This is a genomic window from Phaeobacter gallaeciensis, from assembly GCF_001678945.1.
Taxonomy (GTDB): domain Bacteria; phylum Pseudomonadota; class Alphaproteobacteria; order Rhodobacterales; family Rhodobacteraceae; genus Phycobacter; species Phycobacter gallaeciensis_A.
In genome coordinates this window covers 554,984-570,088 of sequence record NZ_CP015124.1, presented here as the reverse complement: position 1 = coordinate 570,088, position 15,105 = coordinate 554,984, and the positions used below count along the sequence as shown (strand labels likewise).

The 15,105-nt window shown below is 60.4% G+C and carries 12 protein-coding genes; 7 read left to right on the top strand and 5 right to left on the bottom strand.

What is annotated here, in order from left to right; genetic code table 11:
• Positions 1-50 precede the first annotated feature (50 nt).
• From prfB to JL2886_RS02670, 3 genes are all read left to right on the top strand, one after another.
• Positions 51-1,175 (top strand): peptide chain release factor 2, encoded by a 1,125-nt coding sequence (gene prfB, locus JL2886_RS02680; RefSeq protein ID WP_065270609.1) that lies wholly within the window; start codon positions 51-53, stop codon positions 1,173-1,175.
• A 110-nt stretch (positions 1,176-1,285) separates the two neighbouring features.
• Positions 1,286-2,689 (top strand): amidase, encoded by a 1,404-nt coding sequence (locus JL2886_RS02675; RefSeq protein WP_116560281.1) that lies wholly within the window; start codon positions 1,286-1,288, stop codon positions 2,687-2,689.
• Positions 2,690-2,734: 45 nt separating this feature from the next.
• Complete coding sequence (locus JL2886_RS02670; protein WP_065270607.1) at positions 2,735-3,505, top strand: DUF2189 domain-containing protein; 771 nt, start codon at positions 2,735-2,737, stop codon at positions 3,503-3,505.
• 19 nt (positions 3,506-3,524) lie between these two features.
• Here the strand turns inward: JL2886_RS02670 and JL2886_RS02665 are convergent, their stop codons facing one another.
• Complete coding sequence (locus JL2886_RS02665; protein WP_065270606.1) at positions 3,525-4,283, bottom strand: helix-turn-helix domain-containing protein; 759 nt, start codon at positions 4,281-4,283, stop codon at positions 3,525-3,527.
• A gap of 277 nt (positions 4,284-4,560) precedes the next feature.
• On the opposite strand from JL2886_RS02665, the gene JL2886_RS02660 reads away from it, so the two are divergent.
• Positions 4,561-4,968 carry a hypothetical protein gene (locus tag JL2886_RS02660; RefSeq protein WP_065270605.1) on the top strand — a complete coding sequence of 136 codons (408 nt, stop codon included), beginning with the start codon at positions 4,561-4,563 and terminating at the stop codon, positions 4,966-4,968.
• Positions 4,969-5,149: 181 nt separating this feature from the next.
• Here JL2886_RS02660 and ilvN read toward each other — a convergent pair whose 3' ends face one another.
• The 4 genes from ilvN to JL2886_RS02635 form a co-directional block, all read right to left on the bottom strand.
• Positions 5,150-5,710, bottom strand: a complete 561-nt coding sequence (ilvN, locus tag JL2886_RS02655) for an acetolactate synthase small subunit (protein ID WP_065273495.1) — start codon at positions 5,708-5,710, stop codon at positions 5,150-5,152.
• 81 nt (positions 5,711-5,791) lie between these two features.
• Positions 5,792-7,543, bottom strand: coding sequence for an acetolactate synthase 3 large subunit (locus JL2886_RS02650; RefSeq protein WP_065270604.1), 1,752 nt, complete (start codon positions 7,541-7,543; stop codon positions 5,792-5,794).
• 370 nt (positions 7,544-7,913) lie between these two features.
• Positions 7,914-8,546, bottom strand: coding sequence for a response regulator transcription factor (locus JL2886_RS02640; RefSeq protein ID WP_274833384.1), 633 nt, complete (start codon positions 8,544-8,546; stop codon positions 7,914-7,916).
• Positions 8,547-8,637: 91 nt separating this feature from the next.
• Complete coding sequence (locus JL2886_RS02635; protein ID WP_065270602.1) at positions 8,638-10,077, bottom strand: cache domain-containing protein; 1,440 nt, start codon at positions 10,075-10,077, stop codon at positions 8,638-8,640.
• Positions 10,078-10,357: 280 nt separating this feature from the next.
• Here JL2886_RS02635 and JL2886_RS02630 point away from each other — a divergent pair, with 280 nt between their 5' ends.
• From JL2886_RS02630 to JL2886_RS02620, 3 genes are all read left to right on the top strand, one after another.
• Entirely contained in the window at positions 10,358-11,440 is a 1,083-nt protein-coding gene (locus JL2886_RS02630) for a TRAP transporter substrate-binding protein (protein WP_065270601.1), read from the top strand.
• A 149-nt stretch (positions 11,441-11,589) separates the two neighbouring features.
• Entirely contained in the window at positions 11,590-12,537 is a 948-nt protein-coding gene (locus JL2886_RS02625; RefSeq protein WP_065270600.1) for a TRAP transporter small permease subunit, read from the top strand.
• Between the two features lie 17 nt (positions 12,538-12,554).
• Positions 12,555-14,909 (top strand): TRAP transporter large permease, encoded by a 2,355-nt coding sequence (locus JL2886_RS02620; RefSeq protein ID WP_065270599.1) that lies wholly within the window; start codon positions 12,555-12,557, stop codon positions 14,907-14,909.
• Positions 14,910-15,105 lie beyond the last annotated feature (196 nt).

Sequence of the window (15,105 nt, the reverse complement as noted above, 5' to 3'; positions counted from 1 at the left end):
GTCTCTGGGCTATCACGCCAGCCTGAACGTCATGACAGGATACTCCCAAGATGCGCGCTGAAACCCAGAATATCGTGACCGAGATTGAAAAATCGCTGGAGCTTCTCGCCCAGCGGCTCGATTGGGAAACTGCGGAGTTCCGGCTGGAGGAATTCAACGCCCGGGTCGAGGATCCGGGACTGTGGGACGATCCCGAAGCGGCGCAGAAACTGATGCGCGAGCGTCAGATGCTGGTCGATGCGATTGATACCTACAAGGGCATCAAGCAGGATCTGGCCGACAATATGGAGCTGATCGAGCTTGGCGAGATGGAAGAGGACGAGGAGGTCGTCACCGACGCCGAGGACGCTCTGAAGGCGCTGAAGGACAAGGCCGCCGAAAAGGAACTGGAGGCGCTGCTGGACGGCGAGGCGGACGGCAACGATACCTTCCTCGAAATCAATGCGGGCGCGGGTGGCACTGAAAGCTGCGACTGGGCTTCGATGCTTGCGCGCATGTACGTCCGCTGGGCCGAGAAGAAAGGCTACAAGGTCGAGCTTCAATCCGAAAGCGCTGGTGAAGAGGCAGGCATCAAATCCGCCGCCTACAAGATCTCCGGCCCCAATGCCTATGGCTGGTTGAAATCCGAAAGCGGTGTGCACCGTCTGGTGCGGATTTCACCCTATGACTCAGCTGCCAAGCGTCACACTTCCTTCTGTTCGGTCTGGGTCTACCCAGTGGTGGACGACAATATCGACATCGAAGTGAACCCGGCGGATATCCGTATCGATACCTACCGTTCGTCCGGTGCGGGCGGTCAGCACGTTAACACCACCGACTCGGCGGTGCGGATCACCCACCATCCCACCGGGATCGTGGTGACCAGCTCGGAAAAATCCCAGCACCAGAACCGCGATATCGCCATGAAGGCCCTGAAATCGCGCCTGTATCAACTGGAGCTGGACCGTCGCAACGCGGCCATCAACGAAGCCCACGAGAACAAGGGCGACGCGGGCTGGGGCAACCAGATCCGGTCCTACGTGTTGCAGCCCTACCAGATGGTCAAGGATCTGCGCACCGGGCATGAAACCTCTGACACCAAGGGCGTTCTGGATGGCGATCTGGACGGCTTCATGGCGGCGACACTGGCGATGAACGTGTCCGGCAAGAGCCGCGCGGACGCGCAGGCGGAGTAATCCGGCGGCCTAAGGGTGACCCGAGGTTAGCCTCGGGGCAAGTCACGGCTTTCCTTTGTAAAAATCTGCGGCTAGGCTCTGTTTAACAAATGAACGGAGTCACGCCGACTATGACAGATTACAGCTCTGCCAGCGATATTCTGGCCCAATTGCAAGATGGTAGCCTGACTGCCGCCGCGCTGATGGAGCATACCCTGGCGCGGATCGAGGCGGTGAACCCGGATCTGAACGCCATCGTGGGACTGCGCCCGGCAGAAGAGCTGATGGAAGAGGCGCGCCGCGCCGACGCGATGCGCGCCGCCAATGTACCGCTGGGTCCGCTGCACGGGCTGCCGATGGCGATCAAGGATCTTGCCAACGTCAAAGGCATCGCATCGACCCAAGGCTCCCCCCTGATGAAGGATTTTGTCCCGACCGAGGATGAGCTGTTCGTATCGCGCCTGCGCGCGGCGGGGGCGATCCTGATCGGCAAGACCAATACCCCCGAATTCGGCCTTGGCTCCCATACCTTCAACCCGGTCTATGGCGCGACCAACAACCCATTTGATCCCACGCGGACCTGTGGCGGCTCTTCCGGTGGCTCAGCGGTGGCGTTGGCCGCCGGGATGGTGGCGCTGGCGGATGGATCCGACATGATGGGATCCCTGCGGAACCCGGCTGGCTGGAACAATGTCTACGGCTTCCGACCGACCTGGGGCTGGGTGCCGTCAGAACCCAAGGGAGACGTCTTCCTGCACCCTCTGGCGACCCTTGGACCGATGGCGCGCAGCCCCGAGGATATCGGTCTGCTCCTGGACGTGATGAGCGGGCCGGACCCGCGTCAACCGCTGGCCTCGGGTGGGGCTCCGGTGATGCCGCTGCCGGAGATCGAAAAGATGCGGATTGGCTGGCTTGGCGACTGGGGCGGGGCCTTTCCGATGGAGCAGGGAATCCTTGAGCTATGCGAGGCGGCAGCCAAGTCGTTCGAAGACTTGGGGCATACGGTTGAAGCCGTGGCGCCGCCGTTCCCGGCGGAACGCATCTGGGAGGCCTGGATCACCCTGCGCTCCTTTGCCGTTGCAGCGGGGCTGCGGGTGTTCAACGATCGCCGCGAGCATCTGAAGGACACTGCCATCTGGGAGCTGGAGCGCGGCCTTTCGATGACAGCGCAAGAGGTGCAGGAGGCGTCTGACGCGCGCTCTGACTGGCAGCGGGCCGCAGCGCGGCTGTTCCAGGACTACGACGCCCTGATCCTGCCGACGGCGCAATGCTGGCCGTTCCCTGTCGATATCGATTACCCGCGCGAGATCGCAGGCGTTGAGATGGACACCTATCACCGCTGGATGCAGGTGGTGGTGCCGGTCAGCCTGCTGGGGCTGCCCTGCCTTGGCGCGCCTGCGGGGTTCAGCGAGGCGGGCCTGCCGATGGGCATTCAGATCTTTGGCGCACAGGGGCAGGATCAGAATATCCTGGCACTGGGCCAGCAGTATCACGCGGCCACGCAATGGCCGCAAAACGCCCCTCCACAGGGTTAAGGAGGACCCGGGGGAGGGGAAACGTTTCGGGGAGGAAGCGTTTCGATGACAGAAAAGGCATTTGGTGTACCGGAAATGCAGCCGATGACCGCAGGGATCCTGCGCGAGGCGCTGCGACGCGGCTGGGCGGATTTCCTGGCAAAACCCGGATACGGGTTGTTCTTTGCCGGGTTTTACGTCTTGGCGGGCTGGGCGATGGCCTGGGTTACCGCGCAGACCGGCACCACCTTCTGGCTGGTGCTGGCGGCCATCGGGTTTCCGCTGATCGGTCCCTTTGCGGCGGTGGGGCTTTATGAGGTCTCACACCGGCGCGAACAGGGGCAGGCGATGGACGCCCGGGCCATTCTGGGGGTGGTTCTGCAGCAAAGCCGCCGCCAGCTGCCGTCGATCTGCGCCATCATCATTGTGGTGTTTCTGTTCTGGTTTTTCCTTGGCCACATGATCTTTGCCCTGTTTCTGGGGCTGTCCACTATGACCAATATCTCCACCTCTCTGGATGTCTTCCTGTCGGTCGAGGGGCTTACGATGCTGGCAGTCGGAACGGTTGTTGGCGCGTTGTTCGCGTTGCTGCTCTATATGATCACGGTGATCTCTCTGCCGCTGCTGCTGGACAGAGAGGTGGATTTTGTCACAGCTATGATCACCAGCTTTACCTATGTGCAGCAGAATTTTGCGCTGATGATGCTCTGGGCGGTGCTGATTGCGGTGCTGACCTTTGCGGCCATGCTGCCCGCCTTTGCCGGTCTGCTGGTGGTGCTGCCGTTGCTTGGCCACGCCACTTGGCACATCTACCGGCTCGCCACATCACCGACCTAGGGCGGCAGGGCGTCCCTGGTCAGGAGAACGGTTCGTTGATGCGCAGCAGGCGACGGTGGTAGGGCAGCAGGTCCTCTTCGCTCACAAAGCCCGCATTGCGGGCCACGGCCAGCGCAGGCCCCATGTCGCGGCCGAGGTATTCATAGACCATCCGGGTGACCCGCTCATCGCCGCTTTCGCGCACGGTGCGGGCCACGTAGCCAACCCAGAAATTGTTTTCAAGCGAGGCCACACGCGCCAGATAGTTGAAGGAAAAGGTCATTGCACGGCGCCGTGAAATCAGAAAGGCGACGCCGTCCTCGTGGCAGCTGAGCACGCCGCGGAACTCACGCGATGCCGGGTCTTCGGGCAGGCCCTGAAACCGCATCGCATCCTTGGCCTCAAAACCCTTGATATAGGCGACGCCGCCTCCGTCGCGGCTCACGCGCACCAGACCAACGACAAAACTGTCCCCGTTGATGAAGCTGCGCCGGGTAAAACGGTAATAGCCAGAGGGGAAGATTTGCTCGCTCAGCTGCTCGATCCCATGGCCCAGAAAATCATTGAGAAAGGCGCCGTGCAGGATCTTGTCCTGTTTGCCAACTGTGTCGACCGGCTCCAGCAGGATACGCGCATCCACATCAAAGAAGCAGCAGATCCGGTCCAGAACGTCCGGCCGCGGAAAGCTTTCGCCGGACATGTAGCGATTGAACTGCGTCCGGTTGATGCCAAGGCGCCGCGACAGTTCCGAGATTGACGGATATTGCTGTGCCAGATGACGCAGGTTGGCGCCAAACATGTCGCGCAATTCTGCGGGAGAACGCGATTGCCGGGCGCGGTTGTCATCTCTTGCTGTTGCTATGGCAGCCATTGTGGCCTCAATCCCCGACCGTTGATCGCGACAAATATTTCCATTTTGCGATGGGTTGTCGCTTTATCGCGTCAATGTTGTCTCTAAATCACGTCGGGATACTATCCTCGCTGACACAAATTGCAATAGTCCGACGCAGTATTTGCCATGTTGGCGCCTCTCCAATTGGCCCAGAATTGAGCGATAAACGAACGAGGCTTGCAACATGATCGGATATGTACTTTGGAGTGATGTCGCCGTCGGAAAAGCAATTATTTGGTGTGAGGATCAGGGGGATCTTGCCTATTATTCACGGCACAGAGATGCCTCACAGACGGCGGTGTGCAAGGGAGATTGGGTACAGTTTGACCTGACCGAAAAAGGCAATATGCGGTTGGCAGCCAATGCGGTCATTCTGGATGACGTCGGGTATCCTGACCTGTCCGAGATGCTGGTCGAGGCAGCACCGCTGCCAAAAGCGGCTTCAACAGCGGTGACGGGTGATCATCAGGTTCGCGCAACAGGTGCAGGGCGGAGTTTTGAAGCGTCTGGCGGTGTCGAGGTGGTAACGGAAGGCAATGTGATACCCTTTCCGGCTTTCTCAAAATGGCACACGGCCGCGCGGTACGGGTAACCCCCGTACTGTCGGAACAGTCTGACGCAGCGCTTTGTTACAGGCGGACTTGGCGCTGCAGGCCCTGTGATTTTCTACTGACCCGGACGTCGCAAAAAGGCCGCCCAGATTGGGCGGCCTTTTGCATCTTCGGTGCAAGACATGTGGTCGGAAGGGGCAGGTGGTCCTCCCGGTGCGGCAATCAGGTGCCGCGCAGCAGGGCAGCAACGCCGGTGCGGGCGATTTCGATCAGACCCAGCGGGCGCATCAGATCGGCAAAGGCGTCGATCTTGTCTGGGGCGCCGGTGATTTCGAAGATGAAGCTTTCCAGGGTGCTGTCCACGACATTGGCGCGGAAGATATCGGCCAGGCGCAGGGCCTCGACCCGCTTGTCGCCATCGCTCACGACCTTGAGGATTGCCAGTTCCCGCTCGACCGCAGGGCCTTCGACGGTCAGATCGTGCACCTCGTGAACCGGCACGATACGGCCCAGCTGCGCCTTGATCTGCTCGATCACCTGCGGGGTGCCGGTGGTGACCACGGTGATGCGGCTGAGGTGTCCGGTGTGATCGACTTCGGCGACGGTCAGGCTTTCGATATTGTAGCCGCGGCCGGAGAACAGGCCGATGACACGGGCCAAAACGCCGGGTTCGTTTTCAACCAGCAATGCCAGCGTGTGACGTTCCTGTACGTCGGAAAACGTGGGCCGCAGGTTATACGCCGAATGTTTGCTGGCGCCTTTTTTGATGTGTAGGGCAGACATGGAATTGTCCTTTTTCATTCCTATCGGGCCGTGTTGGCGATTGCCGGGCCCATCAATTCGGTGAAGGGGGAGCGGCGTGGATCAGACCAGCACCGCACCTCCGGCCTGAATGGCGCCCTGGGTTTCGGCTTCGCCCAGCAGCATTTCGTTATGGGGCTTGCCCGAGGGGATCATCGGGAAGCAATTCTCATGCTTTTCAACCAGGCAATCAAAAACAACCGGACCGTCGTAGTTGATCATCTCCATGATCGCATCGTCCAGATCCTTGGGGTCCTTGCAGATGATGCCTTTGGCGCCAAAGGCCTCGGCGAGCTTCACGAAATCGGGCAGTGCTTCGGACCAGGAGTGGCTGTAGCGCTCACCGTGCAGCAGTTCCTGCCACTGGCGCACCATGCCAAGGCGTTCGTTGTTGAGGATGAACTGTTTTACCGGCAGGCGGTATTGCGCGGCGGTGCCGAGCTCCTGCATGTTCATCAGCCAGGACGCTTCGCCGGCGACGTTGATCACCAGTGCGTCCGGGTGCGCCATCTGCACGCCGATGGAGGCTGGGAAACCATAGCCCATGGTGCCAAGTCCGCCTGAGGTCATCCAGCGGTTGGGATCCTCAAAGCCAAGGAACTGCGCCGCCCACATCTGGTGCTGCCCAACCTCGGTGGTGACGTAACGGTCGTGACCCTTGGTCAGCTCCTCAAGGCGTTGCAGCGCGTATTGCGGTTTGATGGTGCCTTCGGACGGGGTGTAGGACAGGCAATTGACCGCGCGCCATTCGGAGATCTTGGCCTGCCATTTGGCCAGCGCTTCCTTGTTGGTCTTGCGACCGCGGGATTTCCAGACCTTCAGCAGATCTTCCAGCACGTGGCCCACATCACCCACGATCGGGATATCGACGCGGATCACCTTGTTGATCGAGGAAGGATCAATGTCGATATGCGCTTTGGTCGATTTGGGGCTGAAGGCATCGATGCGGCCGGTGATCCGGTCATCGAACCGCGCGCCGATATTGATCATCAGATCGCAGTCATGCATCGCCATGTTGGCCTCATAAAGACCGTGCATGCCCAGCATGCCGAGCCAGTTCGGGCCAGACGCAGGATAGGCGCCAAGGCCCATCAGGGTCGAGGTCACGGGAATGCCAGTGGCATCCACCAGTTCGCGCAGCAGCTGGCTGGCGCCGGGGCCGGAGTTGATCACGCCGCCGCCGGTATAGAACACCGGGCGTTTGGCGGTCTCGATGGCGGCCACCAGTTCGGTGATCTCTTCCATATCGCCCTTGACCGGCGGCTGGTAATGCGAGGCCGAGGGGCGCGGTGTCGTGTAGGTTCCGGTGGCGAATTGCACGTCTTTCGGAATGTCGATCAGAACGGGACCGGGGCGGCCCGAGGTGGCGACATGGAACGCCTCGTGCAGGGTGCCGGACAACTTATCGGTGTCCTTCACCAGCCAGTTGTGCTTGGTGCAGGGGCGGGTGATGCCAACGGTGTCCGCCTCCTGGAAGGCGTCCGAGCCGATCATGAAGGTCGGCACCTGACCGGTCAGCACCACCAGCGGAATGGAATCGAGCAGCGCATCGGTGAGGCCGGTCACCGCATTGGTTGCACCGGGCCCCGAGGTGACAAGAACGACGCCCGGCTTTCCGGTCGAACGCGCATATCCTTCGGCGGCGTGAACCGCGCCTTGCTCGTGGCGGACCAGAATGTGGCGGATATCGTTCTGCAGGAAGATTTCATCATAGATCGGAAGCACGGCGCCACCGGGGTATCCGAATACCGTGTCCACGCCCTGATCCTTCAGGGCCTGAACAACCATTTTTGCGCCGGTCATTTCACGTGTCATCTGCTTTTGCTCCAGTTGGCGGCAACGTCCATTCCGCATAAAAAAAGCCCCCGATTTTCTAGGTCGGAGGCGCATGGGTCAGATTATGGTCAACCGTTACCGGCCCATGCGCTTGGTTCCTACAATGACGACTAGGGAGGTCATTTACCCCAGGCTCCTCTTTTGCGTTGAAGCGCAGACTATGACCGGCCGGCAGGGGCGTCAACAGGCAAACCCATCAAAAATGCCCGTCTTTCGACATTTTCTTGCGCTCAAGGGGCGCGTTGCGACATTTCTCAAAAGGGGACTCCCGGAAATGTGACCGAAACCCGAGCCGCAGGGACTCAGCCGCAGGTGTCGCATACCCCGGGAATGGGGTGGGGTGCAGGGGCTACAGCCCGACGCCAGTGCCCTGTAGAACGCCGTGTTGCAGCGCATAGCGGGTGAGGCCTGCGGTCGAGGAAATGCCCAGCTTACGCTTGATGTTCTTGCGGTGGGTTTCCACGGTGCGCACCGAGATATCGAGCGCAAGGGCAACTTCCTTGTTGGATTTGCCCTGAGCCAGTTCCAAGAGGATGGTCTGTTCGCGCCCGGTCAGCGCCTCGCGCAGGCCGCTGTCCTTGGGCTTCAGCGACCCTTCGGCGCCGGTGCAGAGGTAGCGTTCACCGCGCATCACCGCGTCGATAGCGTCCTTAATCTCTTCGGTGGGCACGTCCTTCAGCACATATCCCATGGCGCCATGGCTGAGCGCGGTAGAGATATATTCCGGGCTGTCGTGCATCGACAGGATCAGGATACGAGTGCTGGGGCTGCGCTCCAATATGATTTCAGTGGCGCCGAGGCCACCCAACCGGGGCATGTTGAGATCCATGAGGATCACATCGGGCGCCAGCTCGGCGACGCGGCTCACCGCTTCTTCGCCGTCGGTCAATGATCCGACCACCGCGATGTCATCGTAGCTTTCGAGAATCGACTGGATGCCCTCGGCGACCATCGGGTGGTCGTCCACGATCAGGACACGCACAGGCTCGCAATTTCCGTCTTTCAGCAGAGTGCCATCCCCCAACTGCCTATATGCTTCGGACCCGGCAGAGATACGGATCCTGCATCTGCCACTACGACACGCGTTTCGGAGCGGCTTCGTTCCCCGGAGGCAGCAGATGGCTCAAAGGGAGTGTTGCTTCGATCACCGTGCCGCTCTGGGTGCCCCGTGATGACAGAATCCGCAAGGTGCCGTCAAGCTGATCGATCCGCTCTTGCATGTTGCGCAGGCCGATGCCCGGCTCGCCTTCGGGCTTTTTCTGGGGCAGGCCACGGCCATTGTCGCTGATGCGCATGGTGGCGCCGCGGGCGTGGCCACGCAGGTCTATACTAACATGGCTTGCATCCGCGTGCCGTTCGATATTGGTCAGCGCCTCCTGCGCAATGCGGTACATGGCGATCTTGGCGTCCTGATCCAGCCGGTTGCGGAACACCACAGTGGTAAAATCCGTTTCGATTCCAGTGCGGGCCGCAAAATCATCGGTCAGCGCCTTCAGCGCAGGGCCAAGGCCCAGATCATCCAGCACTCCCGGGCGCAGATCCCGGCTGATGCGGCGCACTTCGGAGATGGCGATGCCAAGGTGTTCGATGCCCTTGTCGAGCGGATCCGAAGCGCCATCGTGATCGCCCCGCATCAGGCGCCGCCGGGTGTTGTCCAGCGCATAGCGTACCCCGACCAGAAGCTGGCTGATCCCGTCGTGCAGCTCGCGGGCCACGCGTCCACGCTCTTCTTCCTGCGCGTCGAAAACCCGCTGTGTCAGTTCCTTCAGCTTGGCATCGGCAAGGCGACGCTCGCGGATGTTCAGAACCATGCCTGATGCAAAGACAAGGACCAGTGCAACAAGGGTAATTCCGCCGATATAGATAAACGTCCGGCGCACCCGGGCTTCCACCTCGGCGCGGCTGGCGGCGACCGAGGCCAGTACATCGTCGATGAAGACGCCGGTCCCGACCGCCCATTGCCAGTCCTGCAGGCCAAGGACGTAAGTTACCATCTGCGCTTCTTCGCCAGTTGATGGTTTTTCCCACATGAAACTGTGCCAGCCTGCGCCTTGGCGCGCCTGCTCGATGAAGGTATCCACGACTGGCGTGCCCTGGCTGTCGGTAAGCCCGCGCCAGTTCTGATTGATGAACTCGGTCTGTCGGGGGCTGACCAGATTGTTCCCGTCATAATCATAGACGAAAAAGAACCCGTCCTGGCCGTAGATCATCGCGCTAAGGATTTGCGTCACCCGTTCCTTTGCATCCGCATCATCCGGCGCAGCCAGACCATAGATATGGGAAAAGGCATTGCGGGCCTGGGTGACATAGTTGCGCAATTCGGCCTTTTTGGCTTCGATCAGCTGCCGCTCTAGGGCTTTGATTTCCCGCTCGGCGAGGGCGCGGGACTGATTGGCCACCAAGAGCGCAATCGCAGCCACTGCCACCACAAGAGGCAGCGTCGCCAGCAGCGAAAGTTTCTGCGCATAATTCGGTCGGAACAGGCTGGAAAACAGGCTGGAGAACGGGGGCATAGGGCTGTCCGGCGGCTGTGAGAGAGGGAAGGCGAATCGTTACGCAATCGAAATCCGAAAGCAAAGGGGGCTTTGAGGCAGATTTTGCCGTCACCTGCGTAACAAAAGAAGCCTGCGCTCAAAATTAGTGCAACAATCGGACTGAAACTTACCAAAAAAGCGCCGATCTACGCAGTACTAGGTATTCACAAGTTTGGCCCCGTGGCTAGGCTGACGCCACTCGAACCGATCCGCCCAAGGCTATGCTGCGGGCAATCCATATATCTGGGAGGAAAACATCATGGATCGTCGTTCCTTTTTGAAAACATCCGCTCTGGGCGGTACCGCCGCTGCTGCGTCCACTCTGGCAGCTCCGGCTTATGCTCAGGGTAAGCGCACCCTGACCATGGTTACCACCTGGGGGCGTGGTCTGGCTGGCGTGTTTGACGCCGCGCAGCGCGTTGCAGACAACGTCACCGCCATGTCCGATGGCAACCTGACTGTCGACATCAAAGCCGCCGGCGAACTGGTTGGCGCGTTTGAAGTGTTTGATGCCGTTTCCTCGGGTCAGGCTGACATGTACCACGGCGCCGACTACTACTTCGTTGGTCAGCACCCGGGCTATGCCTTCTTTACCGCCGTGCCCTTCGGCATGACCGCGCAGGAACTGTCCAACTGGTACTACTTCGACGGCGGCATGGAGCTGCACGACGAGCTGGGTCAGATCTTTGGTCTGAAATCCTTCCTGGGCGGCAACACCGGCGCGCAGGCTGGCGGCTGGTTCTCCAAAGAGATCAACAGCCCCGAAGACTTCAACGGTCTGAAGTTCCGTATGCCGGGTCTGGGCGGCAAGGCACTGGGTAAACTGGGCGCTTCCGTTCAGAACATCCCGGGTTCCGAAGTGTACCAGGCTCTGTCCTCTGGCGCCATCGACGGCACCGAGTGGATCGGCCCCTGGGCGGACGAAAAAGCCGGCTTCCAGGAAATCACCAAGACCTACTACACCGCTGGCTTCCACGAGCCGGGTGCGGGTCTGTCGGTTGCAACCAACCGCGACGTATTCGAGAGCCTGAGCCCCGCGCATCAGAAGATCATCGAAATCGCATCGGCTGAATGCCACCAGTGGAACCTGGCACAGTTCCTGGCCAACAACGGTGCCGCACTGCAGCGTCTGCAGGCCGGTGGCGTGAAACTGATGGAATTCCCGGACTCCGTCTGGGATGCCTTCGGTAAGGCTTCCATGGAAGTGCATGCGGAAAACATGGGCGACGATCTCTACAAGAAGATCCACGACAGCGCCATGGCTTCGATGAAGTCCTCCTCCGCCTGGATCAAGACTTCCTCGGGCACCTACGTGTCGCAGCGCGACCGCGTTCTGGGCTAAGCGGCGTACTTACGCTTTCATCGGATCCTCCGCCATTGTGCGGGGGATCCCTTTTCCATTGCAGCAGGTCGAACCGGGCAAGCCAGCTCCTTGTGGAGCACCGCCAGCTCATCTAAAGACCCGCCGCAATCAATGATCCCGGGGGAACAATGCAGGACGACAGTGGCATTTCCTTTTTCGGCGCCCTGTGGGGTGGTCTTGTCTGGCTGGTCCAGAACATCGCTGGCGCCTTTTACAATCTTGGCTACGCGCTCTCCCATACCAGCGAATGGCTGGCATGGACCGGAGGGCTGGAGTCCGTAGAGGACAAACAGTCGCTTATGCGCTTTGTCTACTTCGGTGGCTCGGTCGAGTTCTTCTTTGTAGTGTTTACCGCGTTTCTGGTTCTGACAGCGGTGGGGATTTACCAGCGCCAAGTCATGTGGGGCGTGGTGCGCGGGCTGGAAGGCTTTGCCAATACCATCGGCCGCCTGTTCGCCTGGGCCGGTCTGATCATGGTTATCCAGCAGATCATCATCGTTTTCATGCAGCGGGTCTTTGCCCGGCCGGACATGAGTTTCGGTCTGGGGATCGAACTGCAGATGGACATCTCGTGGTTTGCCGAAGAGCTGAAGCTCTATAACGCTCTGGTGGTCTGTATGTGCGTTGCCTACACATTCGTGCAGGGCGGCCATGTGCGGGTTGACCTGATCTACTCTGGCATCAGCTTCCGCGCCAAGCGGGTGATCGACATGATCGGCTCGCTGATCTTCATGATGCCTGCGGCCGTTCTGACCTGGATGTATGGCTGGTTCTTCCTGTGGCGCCACCTGATCGTGCCGAAGCCTTCGGCCTCTGATGGGCTTGACCGGCTGGTGATGAAAGCACGTGCGCTGCGCTGGAACGTGGAAACCATCGGATTCAGCCCGAACGGCTTCAACGGGTACTTCCTGTTCAAGATCCTGCTGGTCTCGTTTGCAGGCATCGTTTTCCTGCACGCCATTGCCTTCTTCTACCGCTCGTTCCTCGAGTTCGTCGAAGGTCAGGGTAGTGAAAACAAATACCTCGACAAGGATACCCTTGGAGAGGGCGAAGAAGCCTATGAAGGCGCGCATTAAACTAAGGGACAGCTGACATGCTATTCGGTCTTGATGGCGTCGAAATCGGCCTGATCATCGTATTCTTCTGCCTTTTCGGAGGCATTCTTTCCGGCTTCCCGGTGGCCTTTGCCATCGGCGGCGCCGGCATCATCTCCTTCGGGATTATCGCGGCGCTCGACAGTGCCGGGCTTCTGGTTCACCAGGCCATCGACACCTCGTCGCAGGTCTACCGGGATCTGGTGAATTCGGGCGTCAAACCCGATGTCATATCCATCTTCCGATATCCGGATCTTCCACGCGTTGCCGAGCATGTGTTCCCGCAGGGCTGGGAAAGCGCGATGGATCGCAACGTCTCCTTCATCGTGAACCGCATGAACGAGCGGGTTCTGGCAGGGGCGTCGATTGAAACGCTGCTGGCGGTTCTGATGTTCGTTCTGATGGGGATCACCCTGGAGCGGTCGAAGATCGCCAACGATCTGCTGACCACCATGGCGCGCGTCTTTGGCCCGCTGCCCGGCGGTCTGGCCGTGTCCATCGTGGTTGTGGGGGCCTTCCTGGCCGCTTCGACCGGCATCGTGGGCGCAACCGTGGTGACCATGGGGCTTCTGGCGCTGCCCACCATGCTGCGCAACAACTACTCGCCGGAGCTGGCGACGGGTGTGATTGCAGCTTCGGGCACGCTGGGGCAGATCATCCCGCCCTCTATCGTGATCGTTCTTCTGGGCACGCTGGCAGGGGATCTTTACTCCACTGCGCAGGAAAACCGTGCGCAGGAAGCGGGCTGTACCGATGCGCTGACCTTCCTGGGTGAGCCTGCGGTCGTTTCGGTCGGGACCCTGTTCCAGGCGGCGCTGCTGCCGGGCATCATGCTGGCGCTTCTTTATGCGCTTTATGCCTTTGGCTATGCGCTGATGAACCCGGAAAAGGCACCTGCGGTTGAGCTCGGCGGCGCCAGTGACGAACCGGTGACCCGCACCGAGGCACTGACCTGGTTCCTGGGCGCGCCTGCTGCGATCATCGTCGGCACCGTGCTGCTTGGCTCGTTCGGCGTTGTTGGCTCGCAGAACATCAATGTGTCCAGCTTCTCCGACGCTGGTCAGACCGCGTCGCTGCGCACCTCGGTCGGGGCGGAATGTCAGGCCTCGATGATCGAACTGCATGGTCAGGAAGCCTGGGATGCAGCGGTGGAAGAGCAGAAGGCGATTGATGCCGCTGGCGGTGTCGCCTCGGCTGAGCGTCTGAGCGAGGAAGAGATCGCTGCGGCAGAGGTTGAGAAGATTGCCAACGCGGCGCCGATCGGCACCGGTATCGCGGTGATCATCGTTCTGCTGGGCCTGGTTCTGGCCGTTGGCCGCGGTGTCGCGCCGTCGCGCGATACCAAGCCGCTGATCGTAGGGGCCATCGGTCTTCTGCTGCTGGCACTGGTCGACATTCTGCTGATCGCGCCGACCACGTCCCCCGGGGCGACGGTGCTGCTGATGCTGATCCCGCTGGCGATCGCGCTTTACGGCTGTAAAGAGGCGGCGATCCGCTGTGCGCGCAACGATCTGATCCGGGTGGTCTTCCCGCCGCTGGTTCTGATCGTGGCCGTGCTCGGCTCGATCCTTGGCGGTATCACCAACCCGACGCCCGCTGCGGCGCTGGGGGCAGGCGGTGCCATCATGCTGGCGGCGTATCGCCGTTTGCAGGACGAGGGACGCTCGGGCAAGGTGATCATCTGGTCCACCTTCGCGGTGATCCTGTGCATCCTGATCGGGGTGAACTTCGATCTGCGGATCAATCAGGACAATGTGTCGTTCGAAAGCTGGGTGGCCTTCTTCTTCGCTTATGCGGCCTACCTTTATGCGCTGTTCGGCCTGCTGTTTGGCTGCTGGGTGCTGTTCAAGGGCGGGGTTCTGACGCCGATCGTGCGTGAGACGGCGAAGGTGACCTCGATGGTCTTCACCATCCTGATCGGCTCGCAGCTTCTGAACCTGGTGGTGATCTCCTTTGGCGGTGAGCACTACATCCAGCAGTTCCTGAAGAGCTTTGACAACGAGATGACGGTCTTCCTGATCGTGATGCTGGTGCTGTTCTTCCTGGGCTTCGTGCTCGACTTCCTTGAGATCATCTACATCGTGATCCCAATTGTCGGGCCGGTGATCTACGGCGGTTCCTTCGATCCGAAATGGGTGACCATCATGGTTGCGGTGAACCTGCAGACCTCGTTCCTGACACCGCCCTTCGGCTTTGCGCTGTTCTACCTGCGCGGGGTTGCACCGAAGGAGGTGACAACGGGTCATATCTATCGCGGGGTGCTTCCCTTCGTGCTGATCCAGGTGGTGGGTCTTGCGATCCTGTGGCTGTTCCCGTCGATCGTGACAATCGTACCGGCGCTGATGCCGGGCTGATCCGGTTCAGGATATCACAAAGACTTAAGGGGCCCCTCGTGGGCCCCTTTTTCATGGCGGCGGTGCAGATGGTGGTGACAGGAGCGCACAGGCAGACAGGCCGGACCCGGCGAGATCCGCCAGATAGCGTCAAGGTTGGGCTATGGAGTCGCACGTGCAGCCCCAAGAGACGCCTTCAGCCGTTGGCTGCGTGGTT

Excerpts from the sequence above, each read along its gene's own strand:
- JL2886_RS02650 (WP_065270604.1), bottom strand. The coding sequence starts at position 7,543 with ATGACACGTGAAATGACCGGCGCAAAAATGGTTGTTCAGGCCCTGAAG.
- prfB (WP_065270609.1), top strand. The coding sequence starts at position 51 with ATGCGCGCTGAAACCCAGAATATCGTGACCGAGATTGAAAAATCGCTG.
- JL2886_RS02620 (WP_065270599.1), top strand. The coding sequence starts at position 12,555 with ATGCTATTCGGTCTTGATGGCGTCGAAATCGGCCTGATCATCGTATTC.
- JL2886_RS02630 (WP_065270601.1), top strand. The coding sequence starts at position 10,358 with ATGGATCGTCGTTCCTTTTTGAAAACATCCGCTCTGGGCGGTACCGCC.
- JL2886_RS02665 (WP_065270606.1), bottom strand. The coding sequence starts at position 4,283 with ATGTTTGGCGCCAACCTGCGTCATCTGGCACAGCAATATCCGTCAATC.
- ilvN (WP_065273495.1), bottom strand. The coding sequence starts at position 5,710 with ATGTCTGCCCTACACATCAAAAAAGGCGCCAGCAAACATTCGGCGTAT.
- JL2886_RS02625 (WP_065270600.1), top strand. The coding sequence starts at position 11,590 with ATGCAGGACGACAGTGGCATTTCCTTTTTCGGCGCCCTGTGGGGTGGT.
- JL2886_RS02675 (WP_116560281.1), top strand. The coding sequence starts at position 1,286 with ATGACAGATTACAGCTCTGCCAGCGATATTCTGGCCCAATTGCAAGAT.
- JL2886_RS02635 (WP_065270602.1), bottom strand. The coding sequence starts at position 10,077 with ATGCCCCCGTTCTCCAGCCTGTTTTCCAGCCTGTTCCGACCGAATTAT.
- JL2886_RS02660 (WP_065270605.1), top strand. The coding sequence starts at position 4,561 with ATGATCGGATATGTACTTTGGAGTGATGTCGCCGTCGGAAAAGCAATT.
- JL2886_RS02670 (WP_065270607.1), top strand. The coding sequence starts at position 2,735 with ATGACAGAAAAGGCATTTGGTGTACCGGAAATGCAGCCGATGACCGCA.